Source organism: Sphingomonas morindae, from assembly GCF_023822065.1.
GTDB classification, from domain to species: domain Bacteria; phylum Pseudomonadota; class Alphaproteobacteria; order Sphingomonadales; family Sphingomonadaceae; genus Solisphingomonas; species Solisphingomonas morindae.
In genome coordinates this window covers 801636-818113 of record NZ_CP084930.1, presented here as the reverse complement: position 1 = coordinate 818113, position 16478 = coordinate 801636, and the positions used below count along the sequence as shown (strand labels likewise).

Annotated in this window: 15 protein-coding genes; all 15 read left to right on the top strand. The window is 71.8% G+C overall.

The window, feature by feature from the left end; all coding sequences use genetic code 11:
- Nucleotides 1-423, top strand: coding sequence for a hypothetical protein (locus tag LHA26_RS03985; protein ID WP_252167448.1), 423 nt, complete (start codon nt 1-3; stop codon nt 421-423).
- A 391-nt stretch (nt 424-814) separates the two neighbouring features.
- A complete protein-coding gene (locus LHA26_RS03980) occupies nt 815-1321 on the top strand; it encodes a division/cell wall cluster transcriptional repressor MraZ (protein WP_252167447.1) in 507 nt (168 codons plus the stop codon).
- Nucleotides 1318-2325, top strand: a complete 1008-nt coding sequence (gene rsmH, locus LHA26_RS03975) for a 16S rRNA (cytosine(1402)-N(4))-methyltransferase RsmH (protein ID WP_252167446.1) — start codon at nt 1318-1320, stop codon at nt 2323-2325. The genes LHA26_RS03980 and rsmH overlap by 4 nt, the downstream gene beginning before the upstream one ends.
- Nucleotides 2322-2858: a hypothetical protein gene (locus LHA26_RS03970; protein ID WP_252167445.1), complete on the top strand. Its 537-nt coding sequence runs from the start codon at nt 2322-2324 to the stop codon at nt 2856-2858. The genes rsmH and LHA26_RS03970 overlap by 4 nt, the downstream gene beginning before the upstream one ends.
- A complete protein-coding gene (locus tag LHA26_RS03965; RefSeq protein WP_252167444.1) occupies nt 2855-4606 on the top strand; it encodes a peptidoglycan D,D-transpeptidase FtsI family protein in 1752 nt (583 codons plus the stop codon). The genes LHA26_RS03970 and LHA26_RS03965 overlap by 4 nt, the downstream gene beginning before the upstream one ends.
- A gap of 1 nt (nt 4607) precedes the next feature.
- Nucleotides 4608-6059, top strand: coding sequence for a UDP-N-acetylmuramoyl-L-alanyl-D-glutamate--2,6-diaminopimelate ligase (locus LHA26_RS03960; protein WP_252167443.1), 1452 nt, complete (start codon nt 4608-4610; stop codon nt 6057-6059).
- Nucleotides 6056-7426: a UDP-N-acetylmuramoyl-tripeptide--D-alanyl-D-alanine ligase gene (locus tag LHA26_RS03955; RefSeq protein WP_252167442.1), complete on the top strand. Its 1371-nt coding sequence runs from the start codon at nt 6056-6058 to the stop codon at nt 7424-7426. Before LHA26_RS03960 ends, LHA26_RS03955 begins: the two co-directional genes overlap by 4 nt.
- Nucleotides 7426-8496, top strand: a complete 1071-nt coding sequence (gene mraY, locus LHA26_RS03950; protein ID WP_252167441.1) for a phospho-N-acetylmuramoyl-pentapeptide-transferase — start codon at nt 7426-7428, stop codon at nt 8494-8496. The genes LHA26_RS03955 and mraY overlap by 1 nt, the downstream gene beginning before the upstream one ends.
- Nucleotides 8493-9869, top strand: coding sequence for a UDP-N-acetylmuramoyl-L-alanine--D-glutamate ligase (gene murD, locus LHA26_RS03945; RefSeq protein WP_252167440.1), 1377 nt, complete (start codon nt 8493-8495; stop codon nt 9867-9869). Before mraY ends, murD begins: the two co-directional genes overlap by 4 nt.
- Nucleotides 9866-11089: an FtsW/RodA/SpoVE family cell cycle protein gene (locus LHA26_RS03940; protein WP_437441232.1), complete on the top strand. Its 1224-nt coding sequence runs from the start codon at nt 9866-9868 to the stop codon at nt 11087-11089. Before murD ends, LHA26_RS03940 begins: the two co-directional genes overlap by 4 nt.
- On the top strand, nt 11086-12252 hold the full coding sequence (gene murG, locus LHA26_RS03935) for an undecaprenyldiphospho-muramoylpentapeptide beta-N-acetylglucosaminyltransferase (RefSeq protein WP_302898035.1): 1167 nt from the start codon (nt 11086-11088) through the stop codon (nt 12250-12252). Before LHA26_RS03940 ends, murG begins: the two co-directional genes overlap by 4 nt.
- Complete coding sequence (gene murC / locus LHA26_RS03930) at nt 12249-13670, top strand: UDP-N-acetylmuramate--L-alanine ligase (protein ID WP_252167439.1); 1422 nt, start codon at nt 12249-12251, stop codon at nt 13668-13670. The genes murG and murC overlap by 4 nt, the downstream gene beginning before the upstream one ends.
- Nucleotides 13667-14611 (top strand): UDP-N-acetylmuramate dehydrogenase, encoded by a 945-nt coding sequence (gene murB / locus LHA26_RS03925; protein WP_252167438.1) that lies wholly within the window; start codon nt 13667-13669, stop codon nt 14609-14611. The genes murC and murB overlap by 4 nt, the downstream gene beginning before the upstream one ends.
- Nucleotides 14608-15540, top strand: coding sequence for a D-alanine--D-alanine ligase (locus tag LHA26_RS03920; RefSeq protein ID WP_252167437.1), 933 nt, complete (start codon nt 14608-14610; stop codon nt 15538-15540). Before murB ends, LHA26_RS03920 begins: the two co-directional genes overlap by 4 nt.
- Nucleotides 15537-16478, top strand: a complete 942-nt coding sequence (locus tag LHA26_RS03915; RefSeq protein WP_252167436.1) for a cell division protein FtsQ/DivIB — start codon at nt 15537-15539, stop codon at nt 16476-16478. Before LHA26_RS03920 ends, LHA26_RS03915 begins: the two co-directional genes overlap by 4 nt.

Below are 16478 nucleotides of genomic sequence, written 5' to 3'. Positions count from 1 at the left end.
ATGGCGCGACGCCGGCCCAGCGATAGGCGCCGCGAGGAGGCGGGGCGCGATCCCGCGCTGCAGAGGATCCGCGTCGGCGTCACCGGGCTCGCCGCGGTGTTCCTGCTCACGCTGCTCGCCGCCGCGCTGTTCGCCTTTCTCGGCCAGGATCCGCATCCCGCCCCGCACCATAATGGCGGCGGCCCCGCCAACGCGGCGGCCGAGGAGGCGCCCAAGGAGCCGCTGGCCGAACTGGGTGTGGCGCCGGGCAACGCGCCCAAGCCGTCGCCGCCGATCGTGACGCTCAACCCCGCGCCGCCGGCGCCGGGATCGATCACCGCCGTGCCCGCCGCGCCGCCCGCCGCCATGGCCGGGCCGCCGCTACCCGCCGGCCATGCCGCCGCGCCGCCCGCCGGCAGCGCCGCCGCCACGCCCGCGCGCTGATCGCACCCGTCCAGCGCTGATCCGCTCCGCTCGCGCGCCGCCGGCGACGCGGATGATTCGCCGTGCGCGCGCCCGCCGCGGTGCGTCGCCGCGCGCCATGCCGATCCATGCCGGCCCATGCCTGCCCCAGTCGGGGTGCGCGCATCAACACAGTTATCCACAGGGCTGACGACAAGAACGAAGCGTGAATAGTGGCTGTTTTGCGGGGCTTTTCGATTTTTGCCCCCGACCAGCCCGTGGCATTTCATACACAAGTCTACCCATGCAGTGGTATTGAAACCCATGCCCTACCCATGATACTCCCACGTCGTCCGCGAGGCAGACCGGCGAGGGGCCAGGTCTGTCGATCGCGGAGTGGCGGCGGGGGCGCGCGTCGTCGAACGGGGTATCGGTGGAACTCGGCCATCTCTTTCAAGGCCATGCGCTGAACGCCGTGGATGCGAAGGGACGGGTATCCGTGCCGGCGGGCTTTCGCGCGCTGATCGAGAAGCGGGCGCTCGGCGCCGGGCTCGATCCCGACAACACCCTGTCGATCGGCGAACATGCCAGCGGCGACTGCCTGACCGCGCTCGATCCCGTCGCCTCGGCCGAGATGGACCGCCAGCTCCAGGCGTCGGTCGCCGAGCTGCCCGCGATCGAGCAGATGGCGGCGCTGGAGGCGGCGCGCCTCGACAGCTTCGGCAGCCTCGAGCCGGTCAAGTTCGACGGCGCGGGCCGCATGGTGCTGACGCCGATGCTGCGCATGCTCGGCCAGATCGAGGATCTCGCCTTCTTCATCGGCGCCGGCTCCAGCTTCCAGATCTGGAACCCGCTCGTCGCGCTGGATCGGCTGCCGGCCACGTCGCGCGCGCGCAAGCCGCTGCAATTCCTTCTGCGCGAGCGCGGGGTGGCGCTGTGAGCGCGGCCGCCGAAGCGCCGCACGTGCCGGTGCTGCTCGACGAGGTGGTGGCCGCGCTGGCGGTGCGCCCCGGCGATACGCTGGTGGACGGCACGTTCGGCGCCGGCGGCTATACGCGCGCGCTGCTTGCGGCGGGGGCTGGGCGGGTCTTCGCCTTCGATCGCGATCCCGACGCCATCGCCGCCGGTCGCGCGCTGGAAGCGGCGAGCGCGGGCCGGCTGGTGCTGGTGCCCGAGCGTTTCGCGACCATGGCGGCCGCGCTCGCGGCGCGCGGTGTCTCGGCGGTGGACGGCGTGGTGCTGGATATCGGCGTCTCGTCGATGCAGTTCGATCAGGCGGCGCGCGGCTTCTCCTTCCAGGCGGACGGTCCGCTCGACATGCGGATGAGCCAGGCCGGCGAGAGCGCGGCCGATTTCCTCAACCGCGCCGACGAGGCGGAGATCGCCGACATCCTCTTCCATTATGGCGAGGAGCCGCGCGCGCGGCGGATCGCTCGCGCGATCGTGGCGGCGCGGCCTTTGGCACGCACCGGCGAGCTGGCCGAGCTGGTGCGCCGCGCCACCGGCCATCACCCCGGCATGCCCAAGGATCCCGCCACGCGCAGCTTTCAGGCGCTTCGCATCCATGTGAATGGCGAGCTGGACGAGCTGGACGAGGCGCTGATCGCCGCCGAGGCGCTGCTGGTGCCCGGCGGCCGGCTCGCGGTGGTGAGCTTCCACAGCCTTGAGGACCGGATCGTCAAGCGCTTCCTGGTCGAGCGCGGGCGCCCGCGGCCGGCGGGATCGCGCCACCGGCCCGATGCCGGCGCGGCGCCGCCGCCCAGCTTCGAGGCCGTGGCCAAGCCGGTCAAGGCCGGCCCCGCCGAGCTTGCCCGAAACCCGCGCGCGCGCTCCGCCACGCTGCGCGCCGCCCGCCGGTCCCCCGCCCCGCCCTGGGGCCGCGCCGCCGCCTCCGCTCCTGCCCCCGCCATCCCCGCCGCCGCCGCCCGAGGAATTCGCCGATGATGATCGCCGCCCGTTTCAAAACCATCGTCTGGGTGGCCTGTGTCGCGGTCGCGGCGCTCGGCTGTTATCTCGTGTCGCTGAAGGTCGCGGCCGAGCGCGCGCAGATGGCGCGGCTGGACCGGCACCTCATGCTCGCCCAGTCCGATATCCGCCAGCTCTCCACCGAACTCGGCACGCGGAGCCGGCTCGTGCAGCTTGAGCGGTGGAATGCGGACGTGCTGGCGTTGACCGCGCCCAAGGCGGCCCAGTATCTCAACGGCGAAATGCAGCTTGCCAGCCTCGCCGCGCCGGGCGCCGATCAGGGCGTGCCGACGACCCCGGCCGCCGCCGCGCTCCAGGCGCCGCCGGCGGTGGCGCAGGTGGCCTATACGCCGGTCGAGAAGCCGGCCAGCGGCCTGCTCCATTCCGTCTCGCTCGATCTGGATGAGGGCGCGCAGCCGGTGCTGCGTCATGCCGCGCTGGTCCGGCCGCGCGGCGCGGCGCTGGTGGCGCCGCAGCGGGTCGCCTATCTGGGCAAGACTGACCGGCCGTGAGCGGGACCGCCGCGCGGCCGGATCGCGTCCGTCTCGCCGGACAGCGCCAGCAATCGCTGGCGCTTACGCATTTCCGGCTGATGCTGGTGATGCTGCTGTTCCTGGGCCTGGCGTCGCTGATCGCGCTGCGGCTGATCTGGCTCACCGCCTTCAACGATAGCAATGCGTCCGGCGCCACCGCGAGCGGCCTGCCCGCGCGCGGCGATATCGTCGATCGCAACGGCGTGCCGCTGGCGCAGACGATCATGGCCTGGTCGATCGCGCTACAGCCGCCCAAGCTCGTCAACGATCCGCGCGAGGTCGCCGAAAAGCTGGCGCGGGTGCTGCCCGAGAAAAGCGCGGCCACCTATCTGGCGATGCTGCGCTCGGGCAAGCCGTTCATCTATCTGCGCCGCCGCGCCACGCCCGATGTGGTGAGCGCGGTCAACGCGATCGGCGAGCCGGCGATCGCGCTTGCCCAGGAACCCGAGCGCCTCTACCCGCAGACGGGCCTTGCCGCGCATGTGCTCGGCTGGACCGACACCGATGGCCATGGCGTGTTCGGGATGGAGAAGGTGCTCAACCAGCGCCTGTCCGATCCTGCGACGCGCGGCACCCCGGCGGCGCTTTCGATCGACAGCCGCGTCCAGGCGGCGATGGAGAGCGAGCTTAACGCCGCGCTCGTCAAATTTTCGGCCGCCGGCGGCTGCGGCCTGGTGCTGGACGTGCGCACCGGCGAGGTGGTGGCGATGGTCTCGCTGCCCAGCTTCAATCCCAATGATCCCGGCAAGACCGGGCTCGAGGCGCTGCGCAACAACACCACTCAGTCGGTCTACGAACTCGGCTCCACCTTCAAGGCCATCACCATCGCCAATGCGATCGAGAGCGGCGTCGTCACCTCGATGACCAAGCGCTACGATGCCACCAAGCCGCTGCAGATCGGCCGCTTCAAGATCCATGACGAACATGCCGAGAATCGCTGGCTGAACGTGCCGGAGATGATGGTGCATTCCTCCAACATCGTCACCGCGCGCATCGCCGAGGAGCTGGGCCAGCAGCGCGAGACGCGCTTCTTCCAGCAGCTCGGGCTCGACAAGCCGGCGGCGATCGAGCTGGGCGCGGCGGCGCGCCCGCTCTGGCCGAGCTATTGGGGCAAGACGACGGTGATGACGGTGGGCTTCGGCCACGGCATCGCGGTGTCGCCGCTCAACCTCGCCATCGCCTATGCCGCGCTGGTCAATGGCGGCGTCTACCGCCCCGCCACGCTGCTCAAGCGCGGCGCGGACAATCCCGTGCCGGCGGGCCGCCGCGTGATCTCCGAGGCGACCAGCGCGCGCGTGCGCCAGTTGCTGCGGCTGGTGGTGCTGCCCGCCGCCGACGGCACCGGCAAGAAGGCCGACGTGCCCGGCTTCCGCCTGGGCGGCAAGACGGGCACCGCGGAGAAGGCGCAGGCCGGCGGCTATAACCGCAAGGTCAACGTCTCCACCTTCGCCGGCGTCTTCCCGATGGACGATCCGCGCTACGTCATCATGATGACGCTCGACAGCCCGCACGGCACCGCCGACACCTATGGCTTCACCACCGCCGCCTGGGTGGTGGGACCGGCGATCGCGCACACCGTGGCGCGGATCGGCCCGTTGTTGGGCGTGATCCCCGACGAGCGCCACGATGTCGATCTCAGCGAGCTGATGCCGCTGCTGTGGCGCCCCGACAAGAACAAGACGCCGGCGCCCAGCGGCCCCGCCGCCGCCGCCCAGGACAAGGATTGAGATGCAGCTCGACAGCCTGATCGCCGGATTTTCGACGCGCGGCGGCGGGGCCGGGGCGCGCGTGACGGGGTGCGCGATCGATCATCGCAAGGTGGCGCCGGGCACCATCTTCGGCGCCTTTCGCGGGCTGGCGCGCAACGGCGAGGAATTCATCCCGGCGGCGGTGGCGGCGGGCGCGATCGCGGTGGTGGCGCGGCCCGAGGCGGCGGTGCCCGAGCATGTCGTCCACATCGCCGATGCCGAGCCGCGCCGCGCCTTCGCGCGGATCGCGGCGCGCTTCTTCGCGCCCTTTCCGGCCACCACGGTGGCGGTGACGGGCACCAACGGCAAGACCAGCACGGTGGAGCTGACCCGTCAGCTGTGGCGCATGGCGGGCCATGCCGCCGCCTCGATCGGCACGCTCGGCGTCACCACCACCGATGGCGAGGGCAAGATCAGCCAGGTCTCGACCGGGCTGACCACGCCCGACATCGTGACCTTCCTCGCCAATATGGCGGGGCTGGCGCGCGAGGGGGTGAGCCATGCCGCGTTCGAGGCCTCGAGCCACGGCCTCGCCCAGTTCCGCACCGAAGGCCTGCCGGTGCGCGCCGCCGCCTTCACCAATCTCAGCCGCGATCACCTCGATTATCACGGCACGATGGAGGCCTATCTCGAGGCCAAGCTGCGGCTCTTCTCGGAGGTGGTGGATGCCGATGGCGCCGCCGTGGTGTGGGCGGACGATCCCGCCTCGACGCGGGTGGAGGAGCTGGTGCGCGAGCGCGGCGCCCGGCTGCTCAGCGTCGGCACGCGCGGCGACGCGCTGCGTCTGATCGAGCGCGTGCCGACCCAGCTCGGCCAGACGCTGACGATCGCGGTGGACGGGCGCGAGCATCGCTGCACCCTGCCGCTGATCGGCGCCTATCAGGCGGCCAACGCGCTCGTCGCCGCGGGCCTGGCGATGGCCACGGGCGTGCCGGCAGCGGACGTGCTGGCGGGGCTCGGCCGCCTGCAGCCGGTGCGCGGCCGGCTCGAGCGCGCGGTGATCACCGCGCGCGGCGCGCCCGTCTATGTCGATTACGCCCATACCCCCGACGGACTGCGCGCCGCCATCGCGGCCCTGCGTCCGCACGTCTCGGGGCGGCTGATCCTGGTGTTCGGCGCGGGCGGCGATCGCGACACCGGCAAGCGGCCGGAAATGGGCGCGATCGCGGCCGAGCAGGCCGATATCGCCATCGTCACCGACGATAATCCGCGCAGCGAGCCGCCGGCCGCGATCCGCGCCGCGATCCTCGCCGCCGCCCCCGGCGCGACCGAGATCGGCGATCGCCGCGCCGCCATCGCCGAGGCGGTGGGGCAGGCCGGCGCGGGCGACATCGTGCTCGTCGCCGGCAAGGGCCATGAGACCGGGCAGATCGTCGGCGATCGCGTGCTCGCCTTCGACGATGTGCAGGTGGCGCGCGAGGTCGCGGCATGACCGGCCTGTGGACCGCCGACGAGATCGCCGCCGCCACCGGCGGCACCGCCTCGGCGCCCTTCACCGTCACCGGCGTCGCCTTCGATTCGCGCGAGGTGGGGCCGGGCGACCTGTTCGTGGCGCTGACCGGCGAGACCACCGACGGCCACCGCTTCATCGATCAGGCGCTGGCGCAGGGCGCGGCGGGCCTGCTCGTCTCCTCGCCGGTCGCGGCGCCGCATGTGCGCGTGGCGGACAGCGCCGCCGCGCTCCAGGCGCTCGGCGCGGCGGCACGCGCGCGCAGCGGGGCGCGGATCATCGGGGTCACCGGTTCGGTCGGCAAGACGGGCACCAAGGAGGCGCTGTTCGCCGCGCTCGATCGCTTCATGCCCGGTCGCGTGCACCGCTCGGTGAAGAGCTACAACAACCATGTCGGCGTGCCGCTCAGCCTCGCCCGCATGCCGCGCGACGCCGCCTTCGCCGTGTTCGAGATGGGCATGAACCATGCCGGCGAGCTGGATGCGCTGACCCGGCTGGTGCGCCCGCATGTCGCGCTCGTCACCGCGATCGCGCCGGCGCATGCCGCCTTCTTCGCGAGCGAGGCGGAGATCGCGGACGCCAAGGGCGAGATCTTCCGCGGGCTCGAGCCGGGCGGGGTGGCGATCCTGCCGTTCGACAGCCCGCATCGCGATCGCCTGCGCGCCGCCGCGCGGCCCTATGCGGACGATATCCTCACCTTCGGGCTCGGCACCGGCGCTGATGTGCGCGCCACGGAAAGCGTGCGGATCGCCGAGGGGACGCTGGTGAACGCGGTGCTGCCGAAGGCCGCGCTCACCTTCCAGATCGGCCTGCCCGGCGCGCATTGGGTGTCGAACGCGCTGGCCGTGCTGGCGGCGGTCGAGGCGGCGGGCGGCGATCTGCCCGCCGCCGGCGTCGCCTTGGCCGAACTGGCCGGGCTGCCGGGGCGCGGCGCGCGCCGCCGCGTGCCGCTGCCCGATGGCGAGGCGCTGCTGATCGACGAGAGCTACAACGCCAACCCGGCCTCGATGGCGGCGACGATCCGGGAGCTTGGCCATGCGCCGGGGCGGCATCTGGTGGTGCTGGGCGAGATGCGCGAGCTGGGCGAGGGCAGCGCCGACTATCATCGCGCGCTGGACGCGCCGCTCATCGAGGCGGGGGTGGCGCTGGCGATCCTGGTCGGCCCCGCGATGGCGCCGCTGGCCGAATCGCTTGAAGGGCGGATCGCGGTCGCGCATGTGGCCGATGCGGGCGCCGCCGAGCGGATGCTGGCGGAGCATATCCGTCCGGGCGATGCGGTGCTGGTCAAGGGATCCAATGCTATCGGGCTCGCCCGCGTCGTCTCGGCGCTGGCGGGGGAAATCGGCTAATGCTGTATCTGCTCGCCGAGTCGCTCGGCTTCCCACACGTCTTCAACCTGGTGCGCTACATCACCTTCCGCGCCGGAGCGGCGGCGCTGACGGCTTTGTTCCTCGGGCTCATCATCGGCCCGCGCTTCATCGGCTGGCTGCGCATCCGCCAGGGCAAGGGCCAGCCGATCCGGCTCGACGGGCCGCAATCGCATCTCGCCAAGCGCGGCACGCCCACCATGGGCGGGCTGATGATCCTGACCGCGCTGGTCGTCTCGATGCTGCTCTGGATGGATCTGTCCAACCGCTACACCTGGGCGGTGCTGTTCGTGACGCTGGGCTTCGGGCTGATCGGCTTTCTCGACGATTACGACAAGGTGAAGAAGCGCAGCACGGCGGGCGTGTCCGGCCGGGTGCGGCTGCTGTTCGAGTTCCTGATCGCGGGCATTGCCTCGGCGCTGATCGTCCACTTCAACGGCACCGAACTCTACGTGCCCTTCTACAACGGGCCGGTGATCGATCTCGGGCCGCTCTACGTGCCCTTCGCCGCCTTCACCATCGTCGCCTTCGGCAATTCGGTGAACCTCACCGACGGGCTGGACGGGCTGGCGACGATGCCGGTGGTGATCGCCTGCCTCGCCTTCTTCGTGATCGCCTATGTCGTTGGCAACGTGAAGTTCGCCACCTATCTGGGCGTGCCGCACGTGCCGGGCGCCGGCAATCTGACGATCATCTGCGCCGCGATGATCGGCGCCTGCCTCGCCTTTTTGTGGTTCAACGCGCCGCCGGCCGCCGTCTTCATGGGCGATACGGGCAGCCTCGCTCTGGGCGGCGCGCTGGGCTCGATCGCGGTGGTGGCGCATCATGAGATCGTGCTCGGCATCGTCGGCGGGCTGTTCGTGGTCGAGGCGCTGTCGGTGATCATCCAGGTCTTCTTCTACAAGCGGACCGGGCGGCGGGTGTTCAAGATGGCGCCCATCCACCATCATTTCGAGCAGATCGGCTGGTCCGAGCCGACCGTGGTGATCCGCTTCTGGATCATCTCCTTCGTGCTGGCGCTGGCCGGCCTCGCCACGCTGAAGCTGCGATGATCCGCTCGCCCGCCTTTGCCGGCCGCCATTATGCGGTGCTGGGGCTCGCCCGCTCGGGCCTGGCGAGCGTCGCCGCGCTGCTCGCCGGGGGCGCGCGCGTCACGGCGTGGGACGCAGACGCCGCGCGCCGCGCCGCGCCCGAACTGGCGGACGCGCCCGGCCTCACGCTCGCCGATCCCATGACGCTGCCGCTCGACGGGATGGACGGGATCGTGGTGTCGCCCGGCGTGCCGCTCAACACCCACCCGATCGCCGCGCGCGCGGCGGCGGCGGGGGTGCCGGTGATCGGCGATATCGAGCTGTTCGCCCTGGCGCGCCCGACGCTGCCGCCGCACCGCGTGGTGGGCATCACCGGCACCAACGGCAAGTCCACCACCACCGCGCTGGTCCACCACATTCTCGAGGGCGCCGGGGTGCCGACGCTGATGGGCGGCAATATCGGCCTGCCCATTCTGGGCCAGACGCCGCTGCCGGCCGGCGGGGTCTATGTGCTCGAGCTGTCGAGCTTCCAGATCGATCTCACCCACAGTCTCGCCTGCGATGTCGCGGCGCTGACCAACATCACCCCCGATCATCTCGATCGCTATGCCGATTTCGCCGCCTATGCGGCCGCCAAGCGGCGGCTCTTCCAGCTGCAGGGCGGCGGGCAGGTGGCGGTGATCGCCACCGACGATGACGAGACCCGCGCGATCGCCGCGCTGCTGGCGGACCCGGCCGATCCGGCGCCGGGCGACGCCGCGCTGTTCGGCGCGCAGGCGGCGCTGCCCGCGCCGGCGGAGCGGCCGCTGCTGGTGACCGTATCGGCCGCCGATATTGCCGACCAGAGCCGCTGGCCCGCGCTGCAGGGGCCGCACAATGCGCAGAATGTCGCGGTGGCGTGCGCCATCGCGGAGGCGCTCGGCATCGACCCCGCGGCGATCGAGGCGGGGCTGCGCTCCTATCCCGGGCTGCCGCACCGCATGGAGCGGGTGGCGACGATCAACGGGGTGCTGTGGGTGAACGACAGCAAGGCCACCAACGCCACCTCCACGGCGCCCGCGCTGGGCGCCTATCAGCGCATCCACTGGATCGCGGGCGGTCGCCGCAAGACCGACGAGCTTGATGCCTGCCGCCCCTTTCTCGGCCATGTCGCCGCCGCCTACACGATCGGCGAGGCGACCGAGCTGTTCGCGGCGCTGCTCGGCACGGCGGGCGTGGCGGTGACGCGCGCCGGTACGCTGGACGCGGCGGTGGCGGCGGCGGCGGCGGCGGCGCGGCCGGGCGATGTGGTGCTGCTGTCGCCGGCCTGCGCCTCCTATGACCAGTTCAGCGACTATGAGGCGCGCGGCCGCGCCTTTGTCCAGGCGGTGCGGGCGATGGAGGCGAGGCCATGAAGATGGATAGCGCGACGAAGCAGCGGGCCGCGCGCGACCGGCTGCGTGGGCAGCGCGCGCAGCGGCTCGGCCGCGCCGATCGCTCGGCGCTGGGCCGCTGGTTCTGGGAAATCGATCTCGTGCTGCTCGCGCTCGTCACGGTGCTGATCGGCATCGGGCTGATCGCGGTCGCCGCCGCCTCGCCCGCCGCCGGCGTGCGCTACTCGGGCGGCGCGGTGCAGTTTCCGCCCCTCTATTATTTCTACCGCCAATGCGTGTGGCTGATGGTGGGCGTGCCGGTGATGTTCGTGGTGTCGATGACGCCCAAGGACGTGGCGCGGCGGCTGTGCCTGATCGGCGCGATGCTCTGCTTCCTCGCGCTCGCCGCCACGCCGCTGGTCGGTCATCAGGTGAACGGCGCGCGGCGCTGGATCGGCTCCGGCATGGCGCAGTTCCAGCCCTCCGAGTTTCTCAAGCCGCTCTATGTGGTGGCGATGGCATGGCTGTTCTCGATCAAGCAGAAGGACCGCACGCTGCCGGTGACGCTGATCTCGGGCGTGATCACCGCCGCGATCGCCGGCATCCTGATGAAGCAGCCGGATTTCGGCCAGACGATCATGTTCCTGCTGATGTGGACCGCGCTGCTGACGCTGACCGGCGCGCCGATGAAGGGGCTGGTGACGCTGGGCCTGGCCGGGATCGGCGCCGTGGTGGCCGCCTATCTCTTCTATCCGGTGGCGACGCTGCGCATCAATAATTTCCTCTTCCAGTCGGGCGATACCTATCAGGTGGACAGCGCGCGGCGGACGCTGCTGCATGGCGGCCTGCTCGGCACGGGGCCGGGCGGCGGCACCGCCAAATTCCACCTGCCCGAGCCGCATACCGACTATATCTTCTCGGTCATCGGCGAGGAGTTCGGGCTCATCGCCTGTATCGCGATCGCGCTGATCTACATGGCGATCGTCGTGCGGGTCTTCGTCAAGCTGCTGGACGAGGAGGATATGTTCCTGACGCTGGCGGCGGCCGGGCTCGCCACCCAGTTCGGCGCGCAGGCGCTGATCAACATGGCGGTCAATGTCCAGCTCGCCCCGTCCAAGGGGATGACGCTGCCCTTCATCTCCTATGGCGGATCGTCGCTGATCGCGCTGTCGATGGGGTTCGGCCTGCTGCTGGCATTCACCCGCCGAAACCCGTATCTCACCCGCTCGCCCTATGTCGTGACCTGGAATACCCATCGGTGAGCGCCCATCCCGCGACCGCGCAACGCTGCTTCATTCTCGCCGCCGGGGGCACCGGCGGCCACATGATTCCCGCCCATGCGCTGGCCGAGGAGCTGCTGCGGCGCGGCCATCGCGTGGTGCTCGTCACCGATGCGCGCGGCGCCCGCATTCCCGGCCTGTTCGAGGATGTGCCGGTGCATGTGCTGCCCGCCGGCCGCCTCGGCGGCGGCGTGCGCGGCTGGCTGCGCGCCGGCCGCGCGATCTGGCGCGGGCGCGCCGAGGCGCGGCGGCTGCTCGGCCGCTATGGCGCGGCGGCGGTGATCGGCTTTGGCGGCTATCCGGCGCTGCCCACGCTGCTGGCCGCGCTGTCGCTGCGCATGCCGACGCTGGTGCATGAACAGAATGCGGTGCTGGGGCGCGTCAACCGGCTGCTCGCGCGGCGCGTCGATCGGGTCGCGACCGCCTATCGCCAGGTCGATCGCCTGCCGCGCGGCGTGGCGCCCGTGGTGGTGGGCAATCCGGTGCGCGCCGAGGTGCTGGCGCTGCGCGACCAGCCCTATCCGCCGCTCAGCGAGGAGGGCATTTTCCGGCTGCTGGTGACGGGCGGCAGCCAGGGCGCTGCGGTGCTGTCGGGCGTGGTGCCCGATGCGCTCGGCCTGTTGCCCGTGTCGCTGCGCGAGCGGCTGCAGGTGACGCAGCAATGCCGGCCCGAGGATATCGAGCAGGTCCGCGCCCGCTATGCCGAGCTGGACATTCCGGCCGATCTCGCCACCTATCTGGCCGATCTGCCCGAGCGGCTGGGCTGGGCGCATCTGTTCATCGGCCGCTCCGGCGCCTCGACCATCGCCGAGCTGACCGCCGCCGGCCGCCCCGCCATCCTCGTGCCGCTGCCCTCGGCGACGGACGATCACCAGACCGCCAATGCCCGCGAGATGGCGGCGACCGGCGGCGCGGCATCGATCCCGCAGGGCCAGTTCACCGCGGCGCGGCTCGCCAAGCAGATGCAGAAGATGGCGCTGGAGCCCGGCGCGCTTGAAAATGCCGCGCGCCGCGCCAAACAGGCCGGCTATCCCACGGCGACGCGGGATCTCGCGGACCTGGTCGAGACGCTGGCGCCGCCCGTGGAGGGTGTGCCGGCCCGTGCCGGCCGGGGCCGGCCCAAGTTGAAGGAAGCGTTTGCGTGAAAGGTGTCGCCACCGATATCGGGACCATCCATTTCATCGGCATCGGCGGGATCGGCATGTCCGGCATCGCCGAGGTGATGCACAATCTGGGCTATCGGGTGCAGGGCTCCGACATGGCCGAGAGCTATGTGATCGAGCATCTCCGGCAGCGCGGCATCAAGGTGATGATCGGCCATGACGCGGCCAATCTCGGCGATGCGGCGGTGGTCGTCACCTCCACCGCGATCAAGCGCGGCAATCCGGAGGTCGAGCTGGCGCTGGAGACGCGCGTGCCGGTGGTGCGCCGCGCCGAGATGCTGGCCGAGCTGATGCGGCTCAAATCCACGGTCGCCGTCGCCGGCACCCATGGCAAGACGACCACCACCTCGATGGTCGCGGCGCTGCTCGACGCGGGCGGGGTCGATCCCACCGTCATCAACGGCGGCATCATCAACAGCTACGGCTCCAACGCCCGGCTCGGCGCGAGCGACTGGATGGTGGTGGAGGCGGACGAGAGCGACGGCTCCTTCCTGCGGCTGGACGGCACCTACGCCATCGTCACCAACATCGATCCCGAGCATCTCGATCATTACGGCAGCTTCGAGGCGGTGAAGGACGCCTTTGTCGAGTTCGTCGAGAATGTTCCCTTCTATGGCGCCGCCCTGCTCTGCCTCGATCATCCCGAGGTGCAGGCGATCCTGCCGCGCGTGCGCGACCGCCGCATCGTCACCTATGGATTTTCGGCGCAGGCCGATGTCCGCGGCGTCAATGTCACGCCGGTGCCGGGCGGCAACCGCTTCGAGGCGATCATCCGCCATCGCGACGGCACCAGCCGCTCGATCGAGGGGATCGAGCTGCCCATGCCCGGCCGCCACAATGTCTCCAACGCGCTCGCCGCGATCGGGGTGGCGCTGGAGCTGGGCGTGCCGGACGAGGTGATCCGCACCGGCTTCGCCAAGTTCGGCGGGGTCAAGCGCCGCTTCACCAAGGTGGGCGAGGTCGCCGGGGCCACGGTGATCGACGATTATGGCCATCACCCGGTGGAAATCCGCGCCGTGCTTTCGGCCGCGCGCGAAGGCGCGCGGGGTCGCGTGATCGCGGTGGTGCAGCCGCACCGCTACACCCGGCTGCGCGACCTGATGGAGGAGTTCCAGCAGGCGTTCAACGATGCCGACATGGTCTATGTCGCGCCGGTCTATGCGGCGGGCGAGGCGCCGATCGCCGAGGTCGACGCGGCGGCGCTGGTCGCCGGGCTGCGGCGGCGCGGCCATCGCGCCGCGCAGGAAATCGCCGGACCCGACGCGCTCGCCGCCGATCTCGCGCGGCAGGTGCGCCCGGGCGACATGGTGATCTGCCTCGGCGCGGGCGACATCACCAAATGGGCGGCGGGCCTCGCCCCGGCGATCGAGAAGGCGCGCGTCGTGGAGCCCGCGGCATGAGCCAGGCCGCGCCCCGCGCGCCGGCGGCGCCGGCCGGGCCGGCGCCGCTCGCGGGCAGCCTGGAGGCGGGCGCCGCGCTCGCCGATTTCATCTGGTTCCGCACCGGCGGCCCGGCCGAGTGGCTGGCGCGCCCGCGCGACCGCGCCGATCTGGCCGGCTTTCTCGGCGCGCTTCCGGCGGACATGCCGGTGATGGCGGTGGGCGTGGGCTCCAACCTGATCGTGCGCGATGGCGGCGTTCCGGGCGTGGTGATCCGCCTGCCCAAGAGCTTCGCCACGGTGACGGTGGAGCCGGGGCTGCGGCTGCGCGCCGGCGCGGCGGCGATGGGCATCACCGTGGCCAGCGCGGCGCGCGACGCGGGCATTGCCGGGCTCGAATTTCTGCGCGGCATTCCCGGCACGATCGGCGGCGCGGTGCGGATGAACGGCGGGGCCTATGGCCGCGACATGGCCGATCTGCTGATCGAGGCGACGGTGGTGACGCGCGCGGGCGCGATCGAGACCTGGCCGGCGGCGCGGCTCGGCTATTCCTACCGCCATTCGGCGCTGCCCGAGGGCGCGGTGGTGGTGGAGGCGCTGCTCCAGGGCGGGGCGGGCACGGTCGCCGCGATCGCCGCCGAGATGGACCGTATCGCCGCCGAGCGCGAGGCGAGCCAGCCGCTGCGCGCGCGCACCGGCGGCTCGACCTTCAAGAATCCGCCCGGCGCCAAGGCCTGGGCGCTGATCGACGCCGCCGGCTGTCGCGGCCTGCGCCGGGGCGATGCGCAGGTTTCGGAGAAGCACTGCAACTTCCTCCTCAATCTGGGCGGCGCCAGCAGCGCCGACATCGAGGCGCTGGGCGAGGAGGTGCGCGGCCGCGTGCTCGCCCATGCGGGCGTGACGCTGGAATGGGAGATACAGCGGATCGGCCGCGCCGCCGCGCCAGAGGGAGAGACGCGATGACGCCGCTGAGGGTGGCCGTGCTGATGGGTGGCTGGTCGGCCGAGCGCGAGGTGTCGCTCACCTCCGGGCGCGGCGTCGCGGCGGCGGCGCGCGCGCTCGGGCATGAGGTGGTGGCGATCGACATGGATCGCAGCGTCGGCCAGGCGCTGGCGCTGGCCGCGCCCGATGTGGTGTTCAACGCGCTCCACGGCACGCCCGGCGAGGATGGTACGGTGCAGGGCCTGCTCGATCTGATGGGCCTGCCCTATACCCATTCGGGCCTCGTCACCTCGGTGATCGCGATCGACAAGGAGCTTACCAAGCAGGCGCTGGTGCCGCACGGCATCCGCATGCCGGTGGGGCGGATCGTGGCGAGCGAAAGCCTGTACGCGGGCGATCCGCTGCCGCGTCCCTATGTGCTGAAGCCCGTGAACGAGGGCTCGTCGGTCGGCGTCGCGATCATCACCGAGGGCGGCAATCATGGCGATCCGATCAGCCGGGACAGCGAGGGGCCGTGGCGTCGGTTCGACCGGCTGCTGGCCGAGCCCTTCATCCCGGGCCGCGAGCTGACCGTGGCGGTGCTCGGCGATGCCGCGCTGGGCGTGACCGAGTTGCGCACCGCCAATGGCTTCTACGATTATGACGCGAAATATACCGAGGGGCTGACCACCCATGTCTGCCCCGCCGAGATCCCGGAGGCGATCGCCGCCGCAGCGATGCGCATGGCCGAGGAGGCGCACCGGCTGCTCGGCTGCCGGGGCACCTCGCGATCCGATTTCCGCTGGGACGAGGCGCAGGGCGAGCAGGGGCTGTTCCTGCTCGAGGTGAACACCCAGCCGGGTATGACGCCGCTGAGCCTGGTGCCCGAACAGGCGCGCCATGCCGGCATCAGCTATGAAGCGCTGGTGCAGATGCTGCTCGACGAGGCGCTGAGCCGGAGGCCGACATGAGCGAACGCGCCAAGATCCGACGCGGCGCGACCCCGCGTGGCGTCAAGGCGCCCGCGATCGCGCGGCGCGGCGCCTCCGCCGCCAAGGCGACGCGCAAGGCGGTGGCGAGCCGCGCGGTGGCGACGCTGCCGATCCCGGCCGAGCGGCTGGAGCGCTGGTGGCGGCGCACCGTGCTGGCGCTGGGCGCGATCGGCATCGCCGGCATCGCCTGGGCGCTGGGCGTGCCCGCGCTGGTCGGCACCGAGCTTGGCGAGCTGGCCGGCGCGGCCGGGCTGTCGGTGAAGCGCGTCGAGATCCAGGGCATTCACCATATGGACCGGCTGCCCGTCTATTCGGTCGCGCTCGACCAGACCTCGACCGCGATGCCGCTGGTCGATCTCGCCGAGATCCGGGCCAAGCTGCTCAAATTCGGCTGGGTGGCCGATGCCCGCGTGTCGCGCCGGCTGCCCGACACGCTGCTGGTCGACATTGTCGAGCGCGAGCCGGCGGCGATCTGGCAGACCAATGGCCGGCTGTCGCTGATCGACCGCAGCGGCGTGGTGCTGGCCCCGGTCCAGCCCCAGGCGATGCCGGACCTGCCGGTGATCGTCGGCCCCGGCGCCAATTTCCAGACCCAGGATCTCGCTCAATTGTTCGCCGCCGCGCCCCGGCTCAAGCCGCTGATCGCGGGCGCCACCTGGGTCGGCGGCCGGCGCTGGGACATGCGCTTTCAATCCGGCGAGACGCTGGCGCTGCCCGAGGGCGCCGAGGCGGAGCGCCAGGCCCTGGCCAAGTTCGATCGCATGGATCAGGCGGCGCGGCTGCTGGGCCAGGGCTTTGTGCGGTTCGACATGCGCGTGCCGGGCAAGTTCGTGGTGCGGGTGAGCCGCGAGCCGGGGGCCGATGCGGGCGCGGCGCCGCTGGTGCCGCCGGCGCCGGCCGGCACCGACGCGATCTGA

Bases quoted from the DNA above. Each gene is read 5' to 3' on its own strand.
- LHA26_RS03985 (WP_252167448.1), top strand. From the start codon at position 1: ATGGCGCGACGCCGGCCCAGCGATAGGCGCCGCGAGGAGGCGGGGCGC.
- LHA26_RS03970 (WP_252167445.1), top strand. From the start codon at position 2,322: ATGATGATCGCCGCCCGTTTCAAAACCATCGTCTGGGTGGCCTGTGTC.
- LHA26_RS03960 (WP_252167443.1), top strand. From the start codon at position 4,608: ATGCAGCTCGACAGCCTGATCGCCGGATTTTCGACGCGCGGCGGCGGG.
- LHA26_RS03955 (WP_252167442.1), top strand. From the start codon at position 6,056: ATGACCGGCCTGTGGACCGCCGACGAGATCGCCGCCGCCACCGGCGGC.
- mraY (WP_252167441.1), top strand. From the start codon at position 7,426: ATGCTGTATCTGCTCGCCGAGTCGCTCGGCTTCCCACACGTCTTCAAC.
- murD (WP_252167440.1), top strand. From the start codon at position 8,493: ATGATCCGCTCGCCCGCCTTTGCCGGCCGCCATTATGCGGTGCTGGGG.
- LHA26_RS03940 (WP_437441232.1), top strand. From the start codon at position 9,866: ATGAAGATGGATAGCGCGACGAAGCAGCGGGCCGCGCGCGACCGGCTG.
- murB (WP_252167438.1), top strand. From the start codon at position 13,667: ATGAGCCAGGCCGCGCCCCGCGCGCCGGCGGCGCCGGCCGGGCCGGCG.
- LHA26_RS03920 (WP_252167437.1), top strand. From the start codon at position 14,608: ATGACGCCGCTGAGGGTGGCCGTGCTGATGGGTGGCTGGTCGGCCGAG.
- LHA26_RS03915 (WP_252167436.1), top strand. From the start codon at position 15,537: ATGAGCGAACGCGCCAAGATCCGACGCGGCGCGACCCCGCGTGGCGTC.